A 24,065-nucleotide genomic window follows, 5' to 3' on the forward strand; every position below is an offset into this window, starting at 1 on the left:
GTGGACGACGTGAGGGCCGCCCTGCTCGCCGGGGGCCTCGGCGAGCGCATGGGCAGGCTGACCGACGACACCTGCAAACCGCTGGTGCCCTACGCGGCCTCGTGCCGCCTGGTGGACTTCAGCGTCGACAACGCGGCTCGCTCGGGCATCCCCGAGGTGGTGCTGATGTCCCTGCACCGCGAGCGCGACCTGATCGACCACCTCGCGCGGCACTGGGACGGGCCGCGCGTCAAAGTCCACTTCGGACCGCACGACGAGCTGATCCGCTCCGGCGACCCCGGCCCGCTGCCCGAGCGGCCACCCGAGCGCGGCACGGCGGACGCGCTGCTGGCCAACGCCGAGTACGTGTTCGCGCCCGGCGCGAGGGACGTGCTGGTGCAGCACGCCGATCACGTCTACTCCTTCGACTACGGGCCGATGGTCGCCGCGCACCGGGCCAGCGGCGCGGACGTCACGATCGGCGTGCAGCGCATCGAGCGGCGGTACGTGCGGCTGTTCGGCATGGTCGAGGTCGACGACGACCTGGTGGTGCGGCGGTTGGTGGAGAAGCCCGCCGAACCGACGTCGGACCTGGTGTTCACCGCTTTCTGCTTGTTCCGGGCGCAGGTGCTGCGGCGGGTGCTGGACGAGTTGGCCGCGCTGGGCGAGGACGGCTGGCAGCACGACATCAGCCGGGACGTGCTGCCGTTCATGATCTCCTCCGGGCGGCGGGTGCTGGCCTACCCGATCAGCGGCTACTGGGCCGACATCGGGACCGTGGAGCGGTACCACGCCGAGCAGCTGAAGCTGTTGCGGCGCCCGCACCCGCTGCCGCTGAACGCCTTGCCCACGACGTTGGCGGGGCGGTCGCCGCGGTACGACGCGGACAGCGACAGCCTGGTGGTGGGCGAGCTGCCGCGCGGGGCGCGGGTGCGCTCCAGCGTGGTGTTCCCCGGCGCGGTGGTGGAACCGGGAGCGGTGGTGGAGCGGTCGGTGGTGCTGCCGGGCGCGGTGGTCGTGGCCGGCGTGGTGGCGCGGGAGACCGTGGTGGGGGCCGGGGAGCGGCTGGCCGTCGCGCGCACCGGCTTGGCCGAGCTGGAGCCGAGCCGGTGAGGGGCCCTACCGGACGGTGTCGAACCGCTGGTGACCCAGCACGCCGAGCAGTTGCAGCTTCTCGGCCGCCTCCGTGCGGGGCGCGGCCGTGAGCACGAGCAGCATCTGCGCCTGGTCCTCGGTGAACAGCACCTGGCAGTCCACCTCGATCTCCCCCAGCTGGGGGTGCACGAGGACCTTGTGGTCCTCGAAGCGCTTGGCGACCTCGTGGCGTTCCCACAGCCGCGCGAACTCCGGGCTGGCCCCGCGCAGCAGCCGCACCAGCTCGCCCGCGCGGGACCGAGGGCCCATCGAACCGTGGGCGGCGCGGAGGTTGGCCACCATGGCGCGGCTCTGCCGGTCGCGGTCGCCCTCGGGGTAGATCAGGCGCTCGGCCGGGTCGGTGAACCAGCGGTAGATGTCGCTGCGCGCCCAGCCGGTGAGGTGGGACCGGTCGCCGTAGAGGGCTTCCGCCATGCGGTTCTGCACCAGCACCTCGCCCAGGTTGGACAGGATCAGCGCGGGTGTGTCCGACAGCCGGTCGAGCACGCGGTGCAGCGCGGGCGCCACGTGCGTCGCCGCGACCACGGCGGCGGGAGCGTTGCGGCCCGCGACCCGGAACAGGTAGTCGCGCTCGGCGTCGGTCAGGCGCAGGGCGCGGGCCAGCGCGGCCAGCATCTGCTCGCTGGGCTGCGGGCCGCGCTGCTGCTCCAGCCGCGTGTAGTAGTCGGTCGACATCGCCGCCAGCGCCGCGACCTCCTCCCGGCGCAGGCCGCTCGCGCGTCGGCGCGCCCCGGCGGGCAGCCCCACGTCCTCTGGGCGCAACTGCTCCCGGCGGCTGCGCAGGAACGCCGCCAGCTCCACGCGATCCACGCCCCCAGTATCCCGGTCCGAGCCGTGCGAACCAGGGATCGCCGATCCCCCGATGAGCGCTCTCTCCCGCCGGTCCCGCCGCGAGCCCACGCTGTGAGCATGGACATCAGCGGAAACACCATCTTCATCCCCGGCGCCACCAGCGGCATCGGCCTCGCGCTCGCCCAGCGGCTGCGGGCCAGGGGCAACACCGTCATCATCGGCGGCCGCCGCACCGAACTGCTCCGGCGGCTCGCCGCCGAGCACGGGTTCGACACCGTGTCCATCGACACCGCCGACGCGGAGAGCATCCGCGCCGCGGCCGCCGAGGTGCTGCGGGCGCACCCCGACCTCAACGTGGTCATCGCGATGGCGGGCATCATGCGCGTCGAGGACTGGCACCACGCCGACGGCTTCCTGGCATCCGCCGAGGAGGTCGTGACCACGAACCTGCTCGGCCCCATCCGGTTGGTGGCCGCGTTCGTCGAGCACCTGCGGACGCGCCCGCGGGCCACCATCGTGACCGTGTCCTCGGGCCTGGCGTTCGCGCCGTTGAAGGCCACGCCGAGCTACAACGCGAGCAAGGCGGCCATCCACATGCTCAGCGAGTCGCTGCGGCTGCAGCTGGCGGACACTTCGGTCCAGGTCATCGAGCTGGAGCCGCCCTCGGTGCGCACCGCGCTGCTGCCCGGCCAGCAGGACAGCGAGTTCGCCATGCCGCTCGACGAGTTCGCCGACGAGGTGATCTCGCTCTTCGAAGCGCAGCCGGACGCCAAGGAGATCCAGGTGGAGAACGTGAAGTTCCTGCGCTACGGCGAGGCCCGCGGCGACTACGACCAGGTCGTGGCCACGCTCAACGCGGCCGACCCGCACGGGCGGTAGCGCAGGCCGTGCGGCGAAGTGCGTTCAGCCCGCTGCGGAATTCCGCACCGCGTAACCGGTCACGGCCGCGGCGCCGACCATCACGGCGATGAGCGTGAAGGCCAGCGGAAGACCGAAGCCGTTCGCCAGGAAACCGATTGTCGGAGGTGCCAGCAGGATGCCCCCGTAGCCGAGGGTGGAGGCGAAGGCGACCCCGTTGGGCCCGCCAAGAGCGCCCGCCCGCGCGATGGCCACCGGGAAGATGTTGGCCAGGCCGAGGCCGGTCGCGGCGAGCGCCACCAACACCACCCCCAGGTCCGGCGCCAGCGCGGCCACCAGGGCGCCCGCCGACGCCACGGCGCCGCCGACGACCACCACCCTGGTCTGGCCGAGGCGTTCCAGCAGCGCCACGCCGGAGAGCCTGCCGATGGTCATCGTGCCCTGCACGATCGCGTAGCCCGCCGCCGCGACGCCTTGGCCGCCACCCAGGTCGTCGGTGATGTGCAGCGGCACCCAGCTGTCCAGCGCGCCCTGGCTGTACGCGGCGCACAGGGCGATCAGCGCGAACAGCGGCAGGGCCGTGCCCGCGCGCGGCAGCAGGCGGCGGGGCCGGTCGACCGGGGCCTGCTCGTGGTGCGCGGCGGGCAGCGGTCGGGTCAGCAGGAACCACCCGCCCGCCGCGGTGGCGGCCAGCACCACCGGCACCATCAGCAGCATGTGCCCGGTGGGGGACAGGTGCCCGGCCAGCACGCCGCCCAGCCCCGCGCCCGCCAGGCTGCCGAGGCTGTTCGCGGCGTGCAGGCTGGGCATGACCGGCCTGCGCAGCGCGGCCACCAGGTCGACCGCCACGCTGTTGATGGCCACGTCGATCGCGCCGTAGGCGACGCCGAACAGCAGCAGCGCCAGACCGAGGGCGAGGGCGGAGCGGGTGAGCGTGGGCGGCACGGCGCTGAGCGCGAGCAGGGCGCTCGCCACGACCGCGACCCGCCTGCTGCCGAAGCGCTCGCAGAGCCTGCCGGTGACGGCCATGGTGGCCACCGCGGAGCCGGTCATCGCGAACAGCGCCAGGCCCAGCGTGCCCGGCGTCGCGGCGACCTGGTCCTTGATCGCGGGGATGCGGACCGCCCAGCCCGCGAAGACGAAGCCCCCGAGGGCGAAGAAGACGGTGGTGGCGACGCGCAGCCGCACCAGGGCCGGGGAAGCCTCGGATTTCGTGGTCGTGGATAATTTGTCCATCGGCGTCACAAACCGAGTGTAGGGCGATGACCGGTAGCGGGCAGAAGGGGAAGCGCGGCCACGCGGTGCTCGGCCGCGCGCTGGCGCTGGTGCACACCGGGCAGGTGCGCACCAGGTCCGCGCTGACCGCGGAACTCGGCGTCACCCGCACCACGGCGGGTGCGGTGGTGGCGGAGCTGGAGGCGCTGGGGCTGATCGAGGTCGACGCGCGGCCAGGGGCCTCGGAGGGGGCGGGCAGACCCTCGCACCGGATCGCGGTGCACCCCGGTGGGCCGGTGGTGCTGGCCGCGCAGGTGCACGTGGACGGGTACCAGGTGGCGCTGGTGGGCCTGGGCGGGCGCGTGGTGGCCCGGACGGCGGACCGGGTGGTCGTACCCGCCGAACCGGACCGGGTCATCCGGGCGGCCGTGGAGGCGGGACTGGCGCTGCTGCGCGACAGCGGGCGCCGCTGCGCGGGCGCGGGCCTGGCCGTCCCGTCGGCGGTCGCGGAGCCCGACGGGACCGCGCTCAACCCACTGCACGTGGCGTGGCCGACCGGCGCTCCGGTGCGCGAGACCATGGCCGCGGAGATCGCCCGCGCGGGCCTGCCGGGAGCGGCCGCGGTGGCCAACGACATCAACCTCACCGCGCTGGCCGAGCACCGTCACGGCGCCGGCCGCGGTGCCCGGCACCTGCTGGTCGTGGCCACCGGCCACCGCGGCGTCGGCGGCGCGCTGGTGGTCGACGGCCGGCTCTACCGGGGTGGGGCGGGGCTGGCGATGGAGGTCGGCCACCTGACGGTCAACCCGCGCGGGCGGCCCTGCCACTGCGGCGGCCGGGGCTGCCTGGACGTGGAGACCGACCCGTTGACGCTGCTGGCGGCGGCGGGCCGGGAGCCCGACCCCGACCGGTCGCCGCTGGAGCAGGCGCTGGCGCTGCTGGACCGGGAGAACGCCGACTTGGCGGTGCGGGCCGCCACGAGCGCGGTGGTGGACCGGCTGGGCGTCGGCCTGGCGGGGCTGGTCAACGTGCTCAACCCGGACCGCGTCCTGCTCGGCGGGCTGCACGGCGGGTTGCTGCGGGCCGCGCCGAGGCGGCTGCCCGCGGTGGTGGCCGACTGGAGCCTGTGGGGCCGCAGCGGCAGCGTTCCGCTGGTGGCCGCCGAGTTGGAGGACGGCAGCCTGGTCGGCGCGGCCGAACTGGCCTGGCAGCCGGTCCTGGACGACCCGCTGGGGACGCTGGGCCGGTAGCGGGCGACCGCGCGGCCGGTGGTGGACTTCGGGAAGTCGCACGCGCCGCGCGAGCGCGGAGGACAGGGCCGAGGTCAGCCCGGAGTTCCGCCCTCCCGGTCCAGCCACTCCGACAGCAGGGCGCGCTCGGCCGCGGTGAGCATCGGCAGCTCCGCCGCCGCGGCGCGCAACGCGGCGGGTGCGGCCGGGCCGCCAGGGGGCAGCGGGGGCGGGTCGGTGAGGATCGAGCGCGTCACCGCCTCGTACATCGCGTCGGCGAGGCCGGGATCGCGCTCCTGCGGCGGCAGGGCGAGCAGGGTGAGCACGGTGCCGGTGCCCGCGGCGTGGAGCAGTTCGACGGCGCGCTGTTCGGCGACCCGGAGCCGCCCGGCCGCCGCGACGCGGCGCACCCGTGCGCGCAGCACCTCCAGCCCGGCCGTCGCAGCCGGTGAGCGGCCTGTGCGAGCGGGGTCGGTGAGCAGGCCGAACAACGCCGCGTTGGCCAGGCCGAAGTCGATGTGGACCCGCCACCCGGCGCGCAGGTCCGCCACCGGGTCGCCGTCCTCGGCGACCGCCTTCTCGGCGACGTAGGCGGCGAAGACGTGCTCGGCGACGGCGTCCAGCAGCGCGTCCTTGTCCTCGAAGAACCGGTAGATGGTCGGCGCCTGCATCCCGGCCGCCTGCGCGACCGCGCGCGTGGTGACCGCCTGCGCGCCCCGCTCGCGCAGCAGCCGCGCGGCGACCTCCACGATGCTCGTCCGCGTCCGGTGCCTCTCGGGCTTCGCCTCCACCACGCGGCTCAGGATAAGGGCGGTGTTGCTATCACCGTTGCCAACGTTGGTGGTATCGCCGTTGATCGCCGGGTGGCGGTGGCGCTCAGCGCGGCGACCGGGGCGGGTGCAGCGAGGCGCAGGTGATCACCAGCGCGGCGAGGACGAGGACCGTGGTGACGATGTCGATCAGCGCGTCGAGCAGCCATTCGAAGAGCATGGTCAGTCCTGTGGTGCGGTGGTCTTCCGGGCCGCGGAGGTCCCGGAACGTCGTCGGGAGCGCAGGCTGGTCGCGGTGACGACGGCGAGGGTGCCGATGATCACGGCCAGCGAGACCGGGGTGGGGATCTCCGGGACCCCCGGCCAGATGCCGTGCGCCCAGTGCAGCGCCAGCTTCGCCCCGATGAAGGCGAGGATGACCGCGAGCCCGTGGTTGAGGTGGACGAGCTTGGCCAACGCGGAGTGCAGCACGAAGTACAGGGCGCGCAGGCCGAGCAGGGCGAAGGCGTTCGTGGCGAACACCAGGTAGGGGTCGTCGGTGATGCCGTAGACGGCGGGCACCGAGTCGATGGCGAACACCACGTCGGTGGCGAACACGGCCACCACCACGACCGCCAGCGGCGTGAGGGCGCGGTGACCGCGCTCGCGCACGGTCAGGCGGGCGCCCCGGTAGTCCCCGGTGACCGGCATCAGCTTGCGCAGCAGCCGGACCGACCGCATCCGGGAGACGTCCCGCTCGACCTCGCCCCCGGTGAACGCGTCGCGCAGGAGCTTCACCGCGGAGACGAACAGCACCAGGCCGAACACCAGGAAGGCCCACGTCCCGGCCGCCAGCATGGCCGCGCCCACCGCGATGAACACGCCGCGCAGCACCAACGCGCCGACGATGCCGTAGAGCAGGACGCGCTGCCGGACCTCGGTGGGCACGGAGAAAGCGCCGAGCAGCAGCATGAACACGAACAGGTTGTCCACCGACAGGGACTTCTCCACCACGAACCCGGTCATGAACTCCACCGCCGGGCCGCTCCCGAAGGCGCTCCACAACCAGATCGCGAACACCACCGGCAGCGCGAGGTAGAACACCGACCACCCCACCGCCTCGCGTGCCGAGACCTCGTGCGGGCGATGGGTGATCGCGAAGTCGGCGATCAGCAGCGCCACCAGCACGGCGATGCTGACCAGCCACAAGTGCGCCGATCCCAGCGATCCCGCGGCATCGGCCGCGGCCGGTACGAGCATCGGGGCCTCCTCGAACACCGGAGTGGTTCGAGGTCTCCTTCACCCCGCCGGGGTGGTCCCCCGGGGACACCGCCGGGATGCCCGTACTGACCGGGTGGACGCTTCGGAAGTACTCCCCTCGGCGTTCAGTATCGAACAGCGGTCGCACGGAGTAAATGCCCCGTCAACGGCGGCATGCCCGCCGATCGGGTGCACCGCCGTCGGCGGGGCCACCGCGATGCCGGATCGGAGCCGCCTGCGCGGTCGTTGCGCTCGCCACATCCCGACCTCACCACGGGATCACCGCGGCGGGATGGGGGTAGAGTTGCACGCCGTCGGCGGGACGACGTCGTCCCCACCACGAACCCCTTCACGGACAGGAGACGACGCGTGCGCACGAGCCCGCCTCGCTCCCGGTCCTGCCCGCCGTAGCGGGAACCCCCTCCTCGCGCCGCTTCGGCGGTGGCCCCCGCGAGCGCCTCCGGCGCCGCTTCTTCCCGCGCGTCCCGCCGCTGGGGCGCGTCCGAGCACGACAAGGTCGCTGTGAACCTCTCCGCACCGAAGGCCCGACCGGCCTGGCTCACCCCGAAGGTGCTGCGCACCGAAGTCCTGGCAGGGCTGCTGGTGGCGCTGGCGCTGATCCCGGAGGCCATCTCGTTCTCCGTCATCGCCGGGGTCGACCCCAGCGTCGGGCTGTTCGCCTCCTTCACCATGGCCGTGGTCATCTCGGTCGTCGGCGGTCGCCCGGCGATGATCTCCGCCGCCACCGGCGCGGTCGCCCTGGTCGTGGCGCCGCTGGTGCGCGAGCACGGCCTGGGCCACCTGGTGGCCGCGGTCATCCTGGGCGGTCTGGTCCAGATCGCGCTGGGCGCGCTGGGCGTGGCCGGGCTGATGCGGTTCGTGCCGCGCTCGGTGATGGTGGGGTTCGTCAACTCGCTGGCCATCCTGATCTTCCTGGCCCAGGTGCCCGAGCTGGTGGACGTGCCGTGGCCGGTCTACCCGCTGGTCGCGGGGGCGTTGACGCTGATGGTGCTGTTCCCGCGCCTGACGAAGGCGGTGCCCGCGCCGCTGGTGTCCATCGTCGCGCTGACCGCGCTGACCATCGGGGCGGGCATCGCCGTGCCCACGGTCGGCGACCGGGGCGAGCTGCCGTCGGCGCTGCCCACGCCGGGGCTGCCCGACGTGCCGTTCACGCTCGACACGCTCAAGACCATCGCGCCGTACGCGGTGGCGCTGGCGCTGGTGGGGCTGATGGAGTCGCTCATGACCGCGAAGCTGGTCGACGACCTCACCGACACCCGCTCCAACAAGACGCGGGAGTCCATCGGCCAGGGCGTGGCCAACGTGGTGACCGGCCTGTTCGGCGGCATGGGCGGCTGCGCCATGATCGGCCAGACGATGATCAACGTGAAGAACGGGGCGCGCACGCGCCTGTCGACGTTCCTGGCGGGCGCGTTCCTGATGGTGCTGTGCGTGGTCTTCGGCCCGCTGGTCTCGGACATCCCGATGGCCGCGCTGGTCGCGGTCATGGTGCTGGTCTCGGTGGGCACCTTCGACTGGCACTCCGTGGCACCGTCGACGCTCAAGCGGATGCCCGCCGGGGAGATCGCGGTGATGGTGGTGACCGTGGCGGCGGTCGTGGCCACCGACAACCTCGCCATCGGCGTCGTGCTCGGCAGTCTGACCGCCGTGGTCATCTTCGCCCGCCGCGTCGCGGGCACGGCCACCGTGGAAGCCGTGCTCGACCCGGACGGCACCAGGGTCGTCTACGTCGTCAAGGGGGAGCTGTTCTTCGCCTCCAGCAACGACATCGTGCACCGGTTCGACTACGCCAACGACCCCGCAGAGGTCATCGTCGACCTCGGCGCGGCGCACATCTGGGACGCGTCCTCGGTCGCGGCACTGGACGCGATCACCGGCAAGTACGCCGCACGCGGCAAGACCGTCCGGATCACCGGCCTCAACCGGCGCAGCGCCGAGCTCCACGGCGCGCTGAGCGGGGAGCTCAGCGGCAGCCACTGAAGCCCGGCGCGGGCCCGCGATCAGCCCAGGACCAGCGGGAGCTTCGCGGCCAGCTCGCCCAGCCCGGCCCGCTGCGCGGGGGTCGGGGCCTTGCGACCGGTGCCGATCAGCAGCGCGTCCTCGTCGGAGAACGACCGGGGGAACGCGGCCGCGGCGATCCGCTCCAGCATCCCGCGCGAGCGGGCGAGGCCGTCGGCGGGCGGTCGCGCCGCGTCGGGCAGGTGCGCGACGAGGTCGAGGTGGTGCAGCGTCCACTCCAGGACGTACGCGGACAGGTAGTCACCCGCGGTGATGACCTGTCCGCGCGTGCTGACGCGGGCCTCGGGATCGGCCAGCCCGGCGGCCCGGCCTGCGGCGGAGCCGACGTCGTCGAGGTGGAACTTCAGCAGCCACGGCTGCTCGTAGGCGGCGGCCAGCCGGACGACCAGCGCGTCGAGCGGGTCGTCGCCGCTCGGCGGCGTCGCGGTGACCTGCCAGTAGGTGATCGCGTCCCTGGTCGGTTCCCCCTCGGCGGGGGTCACCAGGGTGATCAGGACGTCCTGCGCGTCGATGACCAGGTGGCACACCAGGTCCCGGACGAGCCAGCCCGCGCAGCCGGACGGTCGCGCGAAGTGCTCGTCGGGCAGGTCGGCCACCGCTGCCCGCAACGCCGCCCATGAGCGCGAGAAGAGGTCCACACCGGCAAGGTAGGGCGGGTCCGCGGTGGCGGACAAGCACTGGCGGACGAGCACTGGCGGCGGTCCGGATCAGTGGGATGATCGTCGGGACGTGGGGGAGGACCCGGTGAGCGTGCCAGCCGTGCAGCGCAAGGCGCTGCGATCCGACGTGCCGCAGATCGAGGCGCTGATGCGCAGGTCGGTGCTCGAGCTGTTCCCGGCCTTCCACGGCGAGCGGGAGACGGCCAGCGCGGCGGTGCACCTGACCGTGCCCGACGTGGTGCTCATCGACGACGGCACGTACTTCGTCCACGAGGCCGACGGGCAGATCGTCGCGTGCGGCGGCTGGAGCAGGCGGGACAAGCTCTACACCGGTTCCGGCGCCCAGCCGACCGACGACCGCCTGCTCGACCCCGCCACCGAGCCCGCGCGCGTGCGGGCGATGTTCGTGCGCGGCGACTGGGCACGCCTCGGCCTGGGACGCGCGACCCTGTCCTCGTGCGCGCGGGCGGCCAAGGCCGAGGGGTTCCGCGCACTGGTGCTGATGGCGACCCTGCCCGGCGAGCCGCTCTACCGGGCCTTCGGCTTCCGCGAGGTGCGCCGCACCGGTGTGCCCCTGCCCGACGGCGTCGTGCTGCCGGGCGTGTCGATGGAGTACCCGTTGGACTGACCGCGTCGGCCGCGCGCCGGGGGGCCGACCGGGCGGAACCGATCACGTTCCCCTTCCGCGCCCGTGGTCCTCACCGGCGACGCGCTGTATCAGTAGAGTGCGAGTCCTGCCGCAGCAAGACGCCAAGCCCGCCGCCGTGCCGGGCCGAGCACGCGCTGATGGGGAGATGCCCTGATCCGGAGAGGTGTTCGCTGGTCGGTCCTCGGACCCTTGCGGGGCTGGGCGGACGGGGCGGAGCTGGCCCTGGGACCGCCGCAGCAGCAGGCGGTGCTCGCCCTCCTGCTGACGGGCGGGGGCAGGCCGGTGCCGCTGTCCCACCTCGTCGACGCGCTGTGGCCGGTCGACCCGCCCACCAGCGCGGCCAACGTGGTGCACCGCTACGTCGGCGCGCTGCGCAGGCTGATCGAGCCGGACCTGCCGCGCCGCGCCACGGGGCGTTGGCTGCTGCCGGTGGCGGGCGGCTACCAGCCCGTGGTCGACGCGGACAGCCTGGACCTGCTGCGGTTTCGCGAACTGGTGCGCCGAGCGGGCGGGCGGGAGCCGCGCGAAGCGCTCGCGCTGCTGGTCGAGGCGCTGGAGCTGTGGCAGGGGCCGGTGGCCGCGGGGATCACCGGGGAAGTCCGCTCGGGCCCGCAGTTCGTGGCCGTCGAGCACGAGCGGGTGGTCGCGGCGCGGCGGGCCGCCGCGCTGGCAGCGGACCTCGGCGAGGCGCAGGTCGTGCTGCCCGCGCTGCGGTCGGCCGCGCGCGAGCACCCGCTGGACGAGGCGTTGCACGCGGACCTGATGCTGGCGCTGGCCGCCTCCGGGGCGCAGGCCGAGGCGATCGAGGTCTACGAGGCGCTGCGCGCCCGGCTGGCCGAGGAACTGGGGCTCGATCCGGGGGAGGTGCTGCGGGCGGCGCACCGGAGCGTGCTGGGACCGGCCCCGCTCTCGGTGCGGCCCGCCCAGCTGCCCCGCCCGCTCGACGCCTTCGTGGGCAGGCGGGAGCAGTCGGAGGCGGTGGAACGGGCCATCGCCGACGGCGAGCGGCTGATCGCCGTCACCGGGATGGCGGGCGTCGGCAAGACCACCTTCGCGGTGCGCTTGGCGCACCGGGTCGCGGACCGCTTCCCCGACGGCCTGCTCTACGCCAACCTGCGGGGCTACCACCCCGGCGAGCCCGCGGTGAAGCCCGCCGTGCAGCTGCGCGAGTTCCTGCACGCCCTGGGCGTGCGGCCGGGGGACGTGCCCGAGGGCGAGCAGGGGCGCTCGGCGCTGCTGCGCAGCCTGCTCGACGGTCGCCGGGTGCTGGTGCTGCTGGACAACGCGCGCGACGCCGAACAGGTGCGGCCGCTGCTGCCCGGCGCGGGCTGCCTGGCCGTGGTGACCAGCCGCGACGACCTGGCGGGTCTGGTGGCCACGCACAACGCCCGTCCGGTCCGGCTGGACGTGCTCGACCCCGCCTCGGCCCGGCAGCTGCTGGCCCGGCGGCTGGGTGCGCGGCGGGTCGAGGCCGAGGAGGCCGCGGTGGACACGATCATCGCGGCGTGCGCCCGGCTGCCGCTGGCGCTGGCGGTGGTCGCCGCCCGCGCCGCCACCCGGCCCACCTTCGCCCTCGCCGCGCTGGCGGAGGACCTGGCCGACGCCCGCGAGGGCTTGGACGCGCTGTCGGCGGGGGACGTCACGCTGGACGTGCGCGCGGTGTTCTCCTGGTCCTACGACGCGCTCAGCACCGACGCGGCCCGGCTGTTCCGGCTGCTGCCGCTGGCCCCCGGCGCTGACATCGGCGTCGCCGCGGCCGCCGCGCTGCTGGGTGCGTCCCCGGCCCGCGCCCGGCGGCTGCTGACCGAGCTGACCGGCGTCCACCTGCTCGACGAGCACACCCCCGGCCGCTACGCCCTGCACGACTTGCTGCGCGTCTACGCCACCGAGCTGACCCACACCCACGACACCCCCGGCGAGCGCGACGCCGCGATCACCGGCGTGCTCGGGCACTACCTGCACACCGCCGTCGCGGCGGCCATGGCGATGTCCCCGGACCGGGTGCCCATCCCGCTGGACCCGCCCCCGCCGACCGCGCGGCCGACCGCCTTCGCCGACGCCGACCGCGCGGTGGGCTGGCTGGCCGCCGAGCGGGTGGTGCTGCTGGCCGCCCAGGCGCTGGCGTTCGAGCGGGGCGAGGACGGCATCGCGTGGCGGCTGGGCTGGGCGCTGGCGCACCACCTGGACCGGGCCGGGCACTGGCACGACCTGGTGGTGGCCAGCGAGGTGGCCATCGAGGCGGCCCGCCGCGCGGGCGACCGGCTCGGCGAGGGCCACGGGCTGGTCGGTCTGGCCAGGGCCGAGGCCGACCTGGGTCGGGTCGAGGTGGCGTGCGAGCACGGCGAGCTGGCGCTGACCGTGCTCGACGGGGTCGCCGAGCAGCGGCTGCTGGCCGACGTGCACCGGTTCACCAGCTGGCTCTACGAGTCCACCGGCGACTACGACCACGCCCTGGCCCACGCCCGCAAGACGCTGGCGGCGCAGCGCTCGGGGTCCGACGTGGTGCGCACCGCCCGCGCGCTCAACGCCGTGGGCTGGTGCCTGAGCCTGCTCGGCCGCTACGACGAGGCGTTGGAGCACTGCCAGGAGGGCTTGGCGCTGATGACGGGGACCGGTGACGAGTACGGTCTGGCCGATCTGCGCGACAGCATCGGGCACGCGCTGTTCCACCTGGGCCGGGTGGAGGAGGCGGTGCACAGCTACGAGCTGGCCCTCCAGGCGTACCTGCGGCTGGGCGTGCGCTACGCCGCGGCCGACACGGGGGAGCGGCTGGGCGACGCCGAGGCGGCGGCGGGCAGGCCCGAACGGGCCGCCGAGCGGTGGCGGGCGGCGCTGGTGACGTTCGAGGAGCTGGAGCTGCCGCGCGTGGAGGGGTTGCGGGCCAAGCTGGCCCACCTGCGGTGAAGGCGTCGTTCACAAATCACGCACTTCGGTTGCCTAGCGTCGGGCCCGACCGCGCGGCGCTGGGGGTTCGCGCGGGCCACTCGTACCGGATGGCGAGGGAGAACGCCTTGGTGTGGATGGACGTGGCGCGCGCCGACACCCCCGGACCCGCTCTGGGGTCGCTGCTGAGCACCTACCGCAGGCGGGCCGGGCTGACCCAGGAGCAGCTCAGCGAGCTGTCCGGGGTCAGCGTCCGGGCGATCAGCGACGTGGAGGGCGGTCGGGCGCGCTGGCCGCAGCGGCGCACGGGGGAGGCGCTGGCCAGCGCGCTGGGCCTGCGCGGCGACGAGCGCGCGGAGTTCCTGCGCGCGACCAGGGAGGGCCGGGTGGCGGCCAGGAGCAGGCCGCGAGCGGGGGGCGTGGCCCCGTCCCTGCCGATGCCGACCGCCGACTTCGCGGGCCGCGAGGCGGAGCTGGCGGTGCTGACCGGGCTGGGCCGCACCGCCGCCGACACGGCCGTGCTGCACGGTCCGCCCGGCGCGGGCAAGACCAGCACCGCGGTCCAGGCCGGGCACCTGGTCCAGACCCGGTTCCCCGACGGCGGGCTGCTGGTCGACATGGCAGGCTCCACCGAGCGCCCGACCTCGCCGAACGAGGTGCTGGACCGGGTGCTGCGGGTGCTGGGCGCGGAGCTGCCCGCGCACCCGGAGGACCGGGTCGACCTGGTCCGCTCGGCGTTGCGCGGCAGGCGGCTGCTGCTGGTGCTGGACGACGTGGCCGACGAGGCGCAGGTCCGCCCGGTGCTGGCGGCCGGGGCCGGTCGCCTGGTGCTGCTCACCAGCAGGCGGACGCTGGCCGGGCTGGAGCGGGTCACCCGGATCGGGTTGGGCGCACTGCCCGAGGATGCCGCGCTGGAGCTGCTGCGGTCGATCGCGGGCGGCGAGCGGGTTGCCGCCGAACCCGAGGCGGCCGTCGAGGTGGTGCGGCTGTGCGGCCACCTGCCGCTGGCCGTGCGCATCGCGGGCAACCGCCTGGTCAGCAGGCCGCGCTGGTCGATCGCGCACCTGGCGGACCGGCTGCGCGACCCCCGCCGCAGGCTGACCGCGCTGACCGCGGGCGATCTGCGGTTGGCCGAGCAGTTCGCGTCCTCCTACCGGCGGCTCGACCCCGACGCCGCGCTGGTGTTCCGCGGGCTCGGCCTCGCGCCCACCCGGAACGTGGACGTCGAGCTGGCCGCCGCGCTGGCGGGCGTGGACACCGGGTCGGCGGCGGACGCGCTGGAGGAGCTGGTGGACGCCTGCCTGCTGGAAGCCGCCGAAGGCGACCGCTACGCGATGCACGACCTGCTGCGGGTCTTCGCCCAGCAGCTGGTCGCGGAGGAGGAGCGGACCGACCAGGTGAGCGAGGCGCGGCGACGCGCGCACGGCCGCGCGGTGCGCCCGGAGTGCGTGGGCGCGGGTCGGCCGAGGCGTTCCTCGTAGCGCTGGGCTCACCGCTCCCGGCGTCCTTCGCCGTATTGCGGACGGCGTGCCGCAGGGTGCGCGAGGATGGGCCGGATGACTGAATCGGGGGAAGGCGCCGCGGGACTCACCGCGGCGGATGCCAGGGCGCTGGCCGCGAGCCTGCGCGGGTTGGTGGAACAGGCCGCTGCCATCGTCGACCAGGACGGCGTCGCCGCGCCGCTGGTCGCCAAGGTGTGCGGGCACCTGGGCTGCGATATCACCGAGGTGCTGTCGGTGGTCAGCAAGTTCGAGGTCTGGGAGCACGTCAACCTGCAACGCGGGGTGAACGCCTACCTCGCCGCCCACACGCCCGAGGCGGAGTGGTTCGGGCTCAGCGGCCAGCAGCGCGGTCGCGAGGACCTGGTGGGCATGATCGTCGCCGCCCGCTACCAGCGGACGCACGGCCTGGGCGCGGCCGACTACGCCACCGCGGCGGTCGGACCGGACGAGAGCGTCGAGGTGGTCCAGCTCGGGATGGCGCCCACCCGCGCGCCGGACGGCACACCGGTGCTGGTCGGTGTGCAGGGCTACAACGAGTACGGGGCGCCCGCGTGCAGGCTGGAGGTCATCGCCGCGGACCGGGCCACCGCTCGCGCGGTCGGCACCGAGATCGAGCGGCTGATGCGCCTGCACGACGCGTTCCGCGGCCAGGTGCTGGCCTTCGGGGTGAGCGAGCACCGGGGCAACGAGCTGCTCACCTTCCTGCCGCGCCCCGTGCTGGGGCCGGACGACGTGGTGCTGCCGGAGGGCGTGCTGGAGTCGATCGAGCACCACGTGGTGGGCGTCGCCGAGCACGCGGAGCGGCTGCGGGCGGCAGGGCAGCACCTCAAGCGGGGCCTGCTGCTGCACGGTCCGCCCGGAACCGGCAAGACGCACACCGTGCGGTACCTGATGAGCAGGCTGCCGGGGTGCGCGGTGATCCTGCTGACCGGCCCCGCCATGCGGCTGATCAACCAGGCCGTGGCGCTGGCCCGGCGGTTGCAGCCGTCGATGCTGGTGGTCGAGGACGTCGACCTGGTAGCCATGGACCGCGCGCGGTCCCACGGCGGCAACCCCCTGCTGTTCGCCCTGCTCGACGCGATGGACGGGGTGGGCGCCGACGCGGACGTGACCTTCGTGCTCACCACCAACCGGGCCGACGAGCTGGAGGGCGCGTTGGCCGACCGACCGGGCCGGGTGGACCTGGCGGTGGAGGTGCCGCGCCCGGATGCCGACGGCAGGCTGCGGCTGCTGCGGCTCTACGGCCGCGGCGTCGACCTGCGCGCCGACCTGGCCCCGGTGGTGGAGGCGACCGAGGGCGTGACGGCGTCGTTCATCAAGGAGCTGCTGCGCCGGGCCGTGCTGGAGGCGGTGCGCGCGGGTGGCGACGGGACGCCGGTGGTGGGTGACGAGCTGCTCGAGCTGACGCGGTCGATGACCGACGAGCGGCGGTCGCTGACCGGCGCCCTGCTCGGCGGCAAGCTGGGCTGAGCGGGGCGCGTCGGCTCACCTGAGGGCCAGGGTGCGGCTGGGCGGCACCCCGTACGCCGCGCGGTAGTGCGCGGTGAACCGGCTGTGGCTGGCGAACCCCCACCGCGCGGCGATGGCGGACACCGTGCCGTCGCGCGGATCGGTGCTCAGCAGCTCGCGGTGCGCCAGGTCGAGCCGCACGCGCCTCAGGTAGGCCGTCGGCGTGGTGCCCAGGTGCCTGCGGAACGCCAGCTGCACCGCCCGGATGCCGACGTTGGCCGCCGCGGCGATGGCGGCCACGTCGATGTCCCGCGCGGCGTTGTCCTCGATGAACGCCACCGCGCGGCGCAACGCAGTGGGAGTGGCGTCCCGCCGCTCCTGGGCCGTGGGGTCGGTGAGCGCGGTGTTGGGGAAGACGGCCAGGGTGACCGTGGCCAGCAGGTGGGCGGCGTTGGCCACGAGCAGGGGTTGGACCGCCGTGGCCGGGTCGGCCAGCAGCCCGGCCACGTAGCGCCGGGCGGAGGACCACAACCGCGCACCGGCCGGGGTGACCGGTTCGAAGCGCGTGAAGCGCAGGGGCGCCGGGTGGCGTGCCGGAGCGGTGGCGGCCACCCCGGCCAGCAGGTCCGGGTCCAGCACGCACACCTCCAGGCCGCCGGGCAGCCACCGCGCGGTGTGCGGCGACCCGGCGCGGTTGGCCAGGAACACCTCCCCTGGTCCGTGCCTGCCCTCGTCCGCGCCGCAGCGGCGGACCAGCCGCGAGGTGGTGCTCCGGCAGACGACGTGGGCGCGCTGCGGGTCCACGGTGAGGACCAGGTGCGTCGACTGGGACGTCGACTCCAGGCGGAACGCCCCGGCGTCCACGCGCTGGTGGCGCAACCGCCAGCCCGCGCGGCTGCGCCAGCGGATGCGCATCCCCGTCCCGTACGCGGTGGTGAGGAAGGCGTGCCCGGCCTCGGGATCGGTGGTCTCGAAGTCCGACACGGCCCGCGTGCTGGTCATGGCACCCCCCACCTGTGGCGCGTGGATCACAAGCTACCGGGCAGCACCGCTTTCGCATTCCGGACAACGCCCGCCCACCCGTGCGTTCACCGGGCTAGCCGGAACGGGGCACCGCTTGTGACGCTGCGTAGCGCGTCCGACCCACCACCGGAGGGCTGAATGACCGAGCGCACCAAGTACCTGCTCGCCGAGGACGACATCCCCACCACCTGGTACAACCTGCGCGCCGACCTGGCGGACGCGCCGTCGCACCTGCACCCCGGCACCGGGCGGCCGGTGACCGTCGAGGACCTGGTGCCGATCATGCCCCGCGCGCTGGCCGAGCAGGAGCTGACCGGTGAGCGCGAGGTGGAGATCCCCGAACCGGTGCGGCGGCTGTACGCGCTGTGGCGGCCCTCGCCGCTGTTCCGGGCGCGCGGGCTGGAGCGCTCCCTGGACACCCCGGCCCGCCTCTACTACAAGTACGAGGGCGTCAGTCCGGTCGGCAGCCACAAGCCGAACACCGCCGTCGCGCAGGCTCACTACAACAAGGAGGCGGGGGCGCGGCGGCTGGCCACCGAGACCGGCGCGGGCCAGTGGGGCTCGTCGCTGTCGTTCGCGGGCGCGCTGTTCGACCTGCAGGTGCAGGTCTACATGGTCAAGGTCAGCTACCACCAGAAGCCCCACCGCAGGCTGCTGATGCAGACCTACGGCGGGCGGTGCGTGGCCAGCCCCAGCGAGGAGACCGAGGCGGGCAGGCGGGTGCTGGCCGAAGACCCCGACTGCGCGGGCAGCCTGGGCATCGCGGTCTCCGAGGCGGTGGAGCTGGCGATGGCCGACCCGCTGACCAACTACGCGCCGGGCAGCGTGCTCAACCACGTGCTGCTGCACCAGACGGTGATCGGGCAGGAGGCCATCGCGCAGATGGCGCTGGCCGACGACTACCCGGACGTGGTGGTCGGGTGCGCGGGCGGCGGCAGCAACCTGGGCGGGCTGGCTTTCCCGTTCCTGGGCGCCGGGTTCGCGGGCGGGCCGAGGGTGCGCGTGGTCGCGGCCGAGCCCGCGGCGTGCCCGACCCTGAGCAGGGGCAGGCTGGCGCTGGACTTCGGCGACGCCGCCGGGCTGACCCCGCTGCTGCGGATGCACACCCTGGGGCACTCCTACGTGCCGCCACCGCTGCACGCGGGCGGCCTGCGCTACCACGGGATGGCACCGCTGGTCAGCGCCGCGGTGGAGGCGGGGCTGGTGGAGGCGGTCGCGCTGGAGCAGTCCGCCTGCTTCGCCGCGGGCGTGGCGTTCGCCCGCGCCGAGGGCCTGGTGCCCGCCCCGGAGTCCGCCCACGCCGTCGAGGCCGCCATCCGGGAGGCGTTGCGCTGCAAGGAGGAAGGTCGCGCGGAGACGATCCTGTTCGGGCTGTCCGGCTTCGGCCACTTCGACCTGTCGGCCTACGAGGCGCACCTGTCCGGCGCGCTGCACGACGCGCCCTACGACCGGGCGGGCGTGGCGGCCGCGCTGGCCGCGCTGCCCCGCCCCGGACGCGGCTGATCGGAGTCGGCCCGCTTTGACAAGTACCTGTCAAAGCGGGCAGTATGCGCCACGTGGTCGCGCTGACCGCTCGTGGAGCGGAGTTCACCGAGCTGCTGGTCGAGGTCTTCCGGGTCAACGGTCTGCTGTTGGCCGCGGGGGACCGGCTGGCCGCGCCCGCCGGCCTGACCAGCGCGCGCTGGCAGGTGCTCGGCGTGGTCGACCACGGGCCGTGCACGGTGGCCGCGGTGGCCCGGACCATGGGGCTGACCCGGCAGGCCGTGCGGCAGACGGCGGTGGGCCTGGTCCGCGAGGGCATGGCGGAGTTCCGGGACAACCCCGCCGACCGCCGCGCCCGGCTGCTGGCGCTGACCCCGCGCGGCCGTTCCGCGCTGCGGCGGGTCGAGCGCGCGCAAGCGGCGTGGGCCAACGAGACCGCCGACCGCGTCCCGCTGGACGACCTGCGCGCGGCGTGCGGCACCCTGCGCGACCTCGCCGACCTGCTGGAGCGCTGATGGCCGTCATCCCGCTGCTGCCCTGCGCCTCGATCGACGAGGTGCTGGAGTTCTACTCGGCGCTGGGGTTCACCCGCACCTACCGGCAGACCAAGCCCAACCCGTACCTCGCGATGCGTCGCGAGGACGTGGAGCTGCACTTCTTCGGGATGCCCGGCTTCGACCCGGCGCAGTCCTACGGCAGTTGCGTCGTGCAGGTGCCCGACACCGCGGCGCTGCACCGCGCTTTCGCCGAAGGGCTGCGCGCGGCCTACGGTCGCGTTCCGCTGTCGGGCATCCCGAGGATGACCCGCCCGCGACCACGCAAGAACGTGGGCGGCCTGTCCGGCTTCAGCGTGGTCGACCCCGGCGGGAACTGGATACGGATCTTCCCGGTGGCGGGGACCGGCACCCCTCCCGCGATCGGGAAGCTGGCCGAGGCGCTGGAGAACGCCGTCGTGCTGGCCGACAGCCGCGGTGACCCGGCGCAGGCCGCCAAGATCCTCGACGGAGCCCTGCGGCGGGTCGCCGACGCGAGCGCGGTGGAGCGGGTGGAGGCACTGGCCTACCGCGCCGAACTGGCCCTCACCCTGGAGGACCCGGCCCGCGCGACGGCCGTGCTCGCCGAGCTGCGCGCGATCCCGCTCACCTCCGCCGACCGCGCCCGCCTGGCCGCCACCCTGGCCGCTGTCGCCGAGCTCCAGCCCTGAAGCCACGCGCGACCCGGTCACCCTCGCCGACGGCGCCGTGAGCCGCGCGATGGTCCTCAACGACCCCGACTACGGCCGCCACGCCCGCGCGGCCGCCGAGACCCTCCTCGACCACGCGCCGCGCCGCCCCCGCGGGTGATCCCGCAGGGGCGGTCGTCAAGCGCACAACCGCGGCGTCAGAGCAGCTTGTCCTGGGTGATGGGCAGATCGCGGACGCGGCGGCCGGTGGCGTGGAAGACGGCGTTGCCGATGGCGGCCGGGACACCGGTGATCGGGGTCTCGCCGAACCCCTTGGCCCCCAGCGCCGTGCTGCCGGGGTCCGGCCGGTCCACGAACAGCGTCTCCACGCTCGGCGCGTCCGCGCACACCGGCACCAGGTAGGACGACAGGGAGGGGTTGACCACCCGCGCCGTCCGGCGGTCCAGCACCGTGTGCTCCATCAGCGCGTACCCGATGCCCCAGTTCACCCCGCCGATCACCTGCCCCCGCGCGGTGCGGCGGTTGAGCACCCGGCCCAGGTCGTGCGCGGTCACCACCCTGGTCACGCGCACCGAGCCGTACCGGGCGTGCACGCGGACCTCCAGGAACACCGCGCCGAAGCTGTGGCCCGGTGTGTTCGGCACGCTGCCGGTGGCCTCGACGGGTTGCCCGCCGCGCGCGACCACGTCCCGGTAGCTGTCCCGGCGGCGGCGGTCGTCCGCGGCGAACAGGTGGCCGTGCTCGGTGACGACCCGCTCCGGGGACAGGCCGAACAGCGGTGAGCGGCGGTCCGCCACGGCCTTGGCCACCACGGCGTCGCGGACCGCGGTGGCCGCGCGGTGCACCGGGCCGGTGACGCTGGCGACCGTCGCCGAGGCCGCCGAAAGGCCCGCCTCGGGCAGCGCGGTGTCGCCGATCCGCGCGGTGATGCGGTCCAGCGGCATCCCGAGCGCGTCCGCGGCGACCTGGCTGATCACGGTGTAGGTGCCGGTGCCGATGTCCTGGGTGGCGATGCGCAGCAGCACCCGCCCCTCCGCGTCGACGCTCACCGCCGCGGTGGCGGGCATGGCGCCGTGCGAGTGGGTCTCGGTGGCCATGCCCCAGCCGACGTACTCCTCGCCGTCCTTGGTGCTGCCCGGCCTGGGGTTGCGGCGTGCCCAGCCGAACGCCTCCGCGGCCATCCGGTAGCAGGCGTCGAGGTGCTTGCCGGTGTAGCGCTGCCCGGTCTCCGGGTTGACCTCGGTGTAGTTGCGCAGCCGCAGCTCCAGCGGGTCCAGGCCGAGTTCGTAGCTCAGCTCGTCCAGCGCGGTCTCCAGGCCGAAGTGCGCCGTCGTCTCGGGGGAGCGCATGTAGCTGGAGGTGGCCACGTCCAACCGCACACCCCGATGTCTGATGTGGACGTTGGGGCAGGCGTAGAGGAGGTGGACGGAGTCGCTCCTGTTGAAGATCGCCTCGTCGGTGCGGGACAGCTGCGCGGTGCTGGTGTCCACGATCGCGGTCAGCACGCCGCGCCTGGTCGCGCCCAGCCGCAGGTTCTGGCGGAACTGCGCGCGGTGGCCGTTGGAGGTGAACATCTGCGCCCGGCTGAGCACCAGCTTCACCGGCCTGCCCACCAGCCGGGCGGCCGCCGCGGTGAGGATGGTGTGCGGCCACAGCGGGCCCTTCGCGCCGAAGCCGCCGCCCAGGTACGGGGAGATCACCCGCACGTTCTGCGGCGGCAGCCCCAGGGCGGCGGCCACCGTGCCCCTGGTGAGGTTGACGCCCTGGGCGGTCTCGTGCAGCGTCAGCCGGTCGCCCTCCCAGACAGCCGTGGTGGCATGTGGTTCGATCGGGTTGTGGTGGTGGGTGGGGCTGGAGTAGTCGGCCTCGAAGCGCACCTCCGCCCCGGCCAGCGCGGCTTCGCCCGCGCCGCGCACGATCTCGTTGGGCCGGTCGCGGAACGGCGCGGGCAGGTAGACCTCGTCGAGCGCATCTTCGATCACCGCCTTCGGCTGTTCGGCGCGGTAGCTGACCTCGACCAGGGCGGCGGCCTCGTGCGCCTGCTCCACCGTCTCGGCCAGCACCAGGGCCACCGGCTGCCCGCTGTGGTGGATCCTGGTGTCCTGCAGGGGGATGAAGCCCTTGAGGTAGGGGAACGGCGGCGCCGTCAGCCGCGGCATGTCGCGGTGGGTGTAGACGGCGACCACGCCGGGGTGCGCCCGCGCCGCGCTCGTGTCGATCCCGGTGATCTCCCCACGGGCGATGGTGCTGCCGACCAGGAACCCCTGCAGCGCGCCGGGGACGGGGTTGTCCGCGGCGTAGCGCGCCCCGCCGGTGACCTTGGCGCGGCCGTCGACCCGGTCCACGGCGCGTCCGACCAGTTCGCTCATCGCGGGCCTCCCAGCTCGGCGAGCACGCCGGCCATGGCGCGCTGGACCAGTTCCACCTTGAACGCGTTGTCGGGCCGGGGAGCGGCTCCGCGCACCAGCGCCCGACCCGCCTCGGCCACGTTGGCGGCGGTCAGCGGTTTGCCGCGCAGGGCCGCTTCGGCCTCGGCGGAGCGCCACGGCTTGGTGGCGACGCCGCCGAAGGCCAACCGCACGTCGCGCACCACGCCGCCGCGCAGCTCCAGCGCCGCCGCCACGGACACCACCGCGAACTCGAAGGTGGCCCGGTCGCGCAGCTTCAGGTAGCGCGAGTGCGCGGCGGCGTGGCTGTCCGGCACCTCGACGTGCGTGATCAGCTCGCCCCGGCGCAGCGCGTTCTCCCGCTCCGGGGTGCTGCCCGGCAGCAGGTGGAAGTCGGCGATCGGGATGCGCCGCGCGCCGTCCGGGCCGAGCACGTGCACGGAGGCGTCCAGGGCCAGCAGCGCCACGGCGAGGTCGGAGGGGTGGGTGGCGATGCAGTGGTCGCTGCCGCCGAGGATGGCGTGGCCCCGGCTGTAGCCCTCCAGCGCCGGGCACCCGCTGCCGGGCTCCCGCTTGTTGCACGCCGAACCGCTGTCGCGGAAGTAGCCGCACCGGGTGCGCTGCAGCAGGTTCCCGCCGATCGCGGCCATGTTGCGCAGCTGCGGCGACGCCGAGGCCAGCAGCGCCTGCGCCAGCACGGGGAAGCCCTCGCGGACCCGGCGGTGCTCGGCGACGTGCCGCATCCTGGCCAGCGCGCCGATGCGCACGCCCGCGCCCTGCGCCCGCACCTCGGCCATGTCCAGCCGGTTGAGGTCCACCAGGTGGTCGTGCGCCTGGGCGCCGTCCTTCATCAGGTTGAGCAGGTCGGTCCCGCCCGCGATGAAGGTGGCTCCCGGCGTGGTGGTGACCAGCCGGACCGCGTCGGCGGGGTCCTTCGCGACGGTGTAGCCGAAGGCCCTCATCGGCGCATCTCCCGCGCCGCGTCGCCGACCGCGGCGACGATGTTCTGGTAGCAGGCGCAGCGGCACAGGTTGCCGCTCATCCAGTCGCGGATCTCGGCTTCGGAACCCGCGTGCCCCTCCTGGATGCAGGCCACCGCGGACATGATCTGCCCGGAGGTGCAGCCGCCGCACTGGAAGGCGTCGTGGCGGATGAAGGCTTGCTGGACCGGGTGCAGCCGGTCGCCGTCGGCCAAGCCTTCCACGGTGGTGATCCGGCTGCCCTGCCGCATCACCGCGAGGGTCGTGCAGGACTTGATGCGCTCACCGTCGACCAGCACCGTGCACGCGCCGCACTCGCCGCGGTCGCAGCCCTTCTTGGCGCCGGTCAGCCCGAGCCGGTCGCGCAGGGCGTCGAGCAGGGTGACCCGCGGCTCCAGGGAGATGTCGTGGTCCCGGCCGTTGACCGACAGCGTGATGTCCACAGTGGAGGCAATCGCGGCCTCGGCCGAGGCGGTCGCGGCCAGTGGTGGCACCGCCGCGGCTCCTGCCGCCACGGCGCTGCCCTTGAGCACGGTCCGGCGCTTGTGGGCCCGCCGGGTGGGGTGGGGATCGTCAGTCACCGGTCGCTCC

20 protein-coding genes are annotated in these 24,065 nt (G+C 74.5%); 11 read left to right on the plus strand and 9 right to left on the minus strand.

Features of this window, described 5'->3' with window-relative positions; genetic code table 11:
* Entirely contained in the window at nt 1–1,092 is a 1,092-nt protein-coding gene (locus JOF41_RS11240; RefSeq protein WP_229795673.1) for a sugar phosphate nucleotidyltransferase, read from the plus strand.
* Between the two features lie 6 nt (nt 1,093–1,098).
* Here JOF41_RS11240 and JOF41_RS11245 read toward each other — a convergent pair whose 3' ends face one another.
* Nucleotides 1,099–1,944, minus strand: coding sequence for a helix-turn-helix transcriptional regulator (locus JOF41_RS11245; protein ID WP_189223821.1), 846 nt, complete (start codon nt 1,942–1,944; stop codon nt 1,099–1,101).
* A gap of 99 nt (nt 1,945–2,043) precedes the next feature.
* Between JOF41_RS11245 and JOF41_RS11250 the strand changes: the two genes are divergently transcribed.
* Entirely contained in the window at nt 2,044–2,805 is a 762-nt protein-coding gene (locus tag JOF41_RS11250) for an SDR family oxidoreductase (RefSeq protein ID WP_189223820.1), read from the plus strand.
* A gap of 24 nt (nt 2,806–2,829) precedes the next feature.
* Here the strand turns inward: JOF41_RS11250 and JOF41_RS11255 are convergent, their stop codons facing one another.
* Nucleotides 2,830–4,020, minus strand: a complete 1,191-nt coding sequence (locus tag JOF41_RS11255) for an MFS transporter (RefSeq protein ID WP_209618405.1) — start codon at nt 4,018–4,020, stop codon at nt 2,830–2,832.
* 26 nt (nt 4,021–4,046) lie between these two features.
* Here JOF41_RS11255 and JOF41_RS11260 point away from each other — a divergent pair, with 26 nt between their 5' ends.
* The gene (locus JOF41_RS11260) at nt 4,047–5,249 is read left to right on the plus strand and encodes an ROK family protein (RefSeq protein WP_209618408.1); all 1,203 of its coding nucleotides are present in this window, start codon (nt 4,047–4,049) and stop codon (nt 5,247–5,249) included.
* Between the two features lie 74 nt (nt 5,250–5,323).
* Here the strand turns inward: JOF41_RS11260 and JOF41_RS11265 are convergent, their stop codons facing one another.
* Both JOF41_RS11265 and JOF41_RS11270 read right to left on the minus strand, forming a co-directional pair.
* Nucleotides 5,324–6,022 (minus strand): TetR/AcrR family transcriptional regulator, encoded by a 699-nt coding sequence (locus JOF41_RS11265; RefSeq protein ID WP_307867375.1) that lies wholly within the window; start codon nt 6,020–6,022, stop codon nt 5,324–5,326.
* A gap of 198 nt (nt 6,023–6,220) precedes the next feature.
* Nucleotides 6,221–7,237: a TerC/Alx family metal homeostasis membrane protein gene (locus tag JOF41_RS11270; RefSeq protein WP_189223817.1), complete on the minus strand. Its 1,017-nt coding sequence runs from the start codon at nt 7,235–7,237 to the stop codon at nt 6,221–6,223.
* Between the two features lie 522 nt (nt 7,238–7,759).
* Between JOF41_RS11270 and JOF41_RS11275 the strand changes: the two genes are divergently transcribed.
* Complete coding sequence (locus JOF41_RS11275) at nt 7,760–9,238, plus strand: SulP family inorganic anion transporter (protein ID WP_189223816.1); 1,479 nt, start codon at nt 7,760–7,762, stop codon at nt 9,236–9,238.
* Between the two features lie 20 nt (nt 9,239–9,258).
* On the opposite strand, the gene JOF41_RS11280 is transcribed toward JOF41_RS11275, so the two are convergent.
* On the minus strand, nt 9,259–9,915 hold the full coding sequence (locus JOF41_RS11280; RefSeq protein WP_189223815.1) for a maleylpyruvate isomerase N-terminal domain-containing protein: 657 nt from the start codon (nt 9,913–9,915) through the stop codon (nt 9,259–9,261).
* 106 nt (nt 9,916–10,021) lie between these two features.
* On the opposite strand from JOF41_RS11280, the gene JOF41_RS11285 reads away from it, so the two are divergent.
* The 4 genes from JOF41_RS11285 (at nt 10,022) to JOF41_RS11300 (ending at nt 16,440) form a co-directional block, all read left to right on the plus strand.
* Nucleotides 10,022–10,564: a GNAT family N-acetyltransferase gene (locus JOF41_RS11285; RefSeq protein WP_307867376.1), complete on the plus strand. Its 543-nt coding sequence runs from the start codon at nt 10,022–10,024 to the stop codon at nt 10,562–10,564.
* Nucleotides 10,565–10,774: 210 nt separating this feature from the next.
* Nucleotides 10,775–13,489 (plus strand): AfsR/SARP family transcriptional regulator, encoded by a 2,715-nt coding sequence (locus JOF41_RS11290; protein WP_189223814.1) that lies wholly within the window; start codon nt 10,775–10,777, stop codon nt 13,487–13,489.
* Between the two features lie 89 nt (nt 13,490–13,578).
* Nucleotides 13,579–14,949 (plus strand): XRE family transcriptional regulator, encoded by a 1,371-nt coding sequence (locus JOF41_RS11295; protein ID WP_209618411.1) that lies wholly within the window; start codon nt 13,579–13,581, stop codon nt 14,947–14,949.
* 75 nt (nt 14,950–15,024) lie between these two features.
* The gene (locus tag JOF41_RS11300; protein WP_189223812.1) at nt 15,025–16,440 is read left to right on the plus strand and encodes an AAA family ATPase; all 1,416 of its coding nucleotides are present in this window, start codon (nt 15,025–15,027) and stop codon (nt 16,438–16,440) included.
* A 15-nt stretch (nt 16,441–16,455) separates the two neighbouring features.
* Here JOF41_RS11300 and JOF41_RS11305 read toward each other — a convergent pair whose 3' ends face one another.
* Entirely contained in the window at nt 16,456–17,421 is a 966-nt protein-coding gene (locus JOF41_RS11305; protein ID WP_209618414.1) for an AraC family transcriptional regulator, read from the minus strand.
* 159 nt (nt 17,422–17,580) lie between these two features.
* On the opposite strand from JOF41_RS11305, the gene JOF41_RS11310 reads away from it, so the two are divergent.
* The 3 genes from JOF41_RS11310 to JOF41_RS11320 are packed head-to-tail and all read left to right on the plus strand — an operon-like array spanning nt 17,581 to nt 20,128.
* On the plus strand, nt 17,581–18,945 hold the full coding sequence (locus tag JOF41_RS11310; protein ID WP_189223810.1) for a TrpB-like pyridoxal phosphate-dependent enzyme: 1,365 nt from the start codon (nt 17,581–17,583) through the stop codon (nt 18,943–18,945).
* A gap of 44 nt (nt 18,946–18,989) precedes the next feature.
* The gene (locus tag JOF41_RS11315) at nt 18,990–19,439 is read left to right on the plus strand and encodes a MarR family winged helix-turn-helix transcriptional regulator (RefSeq protein WP_209618417.1); all 450 of its coding nucleotides are present in this window, start codon (nt 18,990–18,992) and stop codon (nt 19,437–19,439) included.
* Entirely contained in the window at nt 19,439–20,128 is a 690-nt protein-coding gene (locus JOF41_RS11320) for a bleomycin resistance protein (protein WP_209618420.1), read from the plus strand. The genes JOF41_RS11315 and JOF41_RS11320 overlap by 1 nt, the downstream gene beginning before the upstream one ends.
* 176 nt (nt 20,129–20,304) lie before the next feature.
* Here the strand turns inward: JOF41_RS11320 and JOF41_RS11330 are convergent, their stop codons facing one another.
* The 3 genes from JOF41_RS11330 to JOF41_RS11340 are packed head-to-tail and all read right to left on the minus strand — an operon-like array spanning nt 20,305 to nt 24,055.
* Complete coding sequence (locus tag JOF41_RS11330; RefSeq protein ID WP_209618423.1) at nt 20,305–22,476, minus strand: xanthine dehydrogenase family protein molybdopterin-binding subunit; 2,172 nt, start codon at nt 22,474–22,476, stop codon at nt 20,305–20,307.
* On the minus strand, nt 22,473–23,456 hold the full coding sequence (locus JOF41_RS11335) for an FAD binding domain-containing protein (RefSeq protein ID WP_189223807.1): 984 nt from the start codon (nt 23,454–23,456) through the stop codon (nt 22,473–22,475). Before JOF41_RS11335 ends, JOF41_RS11330 begins: the two co-directional genes overlap by 4 nt.
* Nucleotides 23,453–24,055, minus strand: coding sequence for a (2Fe-2S)-binding protein (locus tag JOF41_RS11340; protein WP_189223806.1), 603 nt, complete (start codon nt 24,053–24,055; stop codon nt 23,453–23,455). Before JOF41_RS11340 ends, JOF41_RS11335 begins: the two co-directional genes overlap by 4 nt.
* Nucleotides 24,056–24,065: the final 10 nt, after the last annotated feature.

Source organism: Saccharothrix coeruleofusca (assembly GCF_017876325.1).
In the GTDB taxonomy this organism is placed as follows: Bacteria; Actinomycetota; Actinomycetes; order Mycobacteriales; family Pseudonocardiaceae; genus Actinosynnema; species Actinosynnema coeruleofuscum.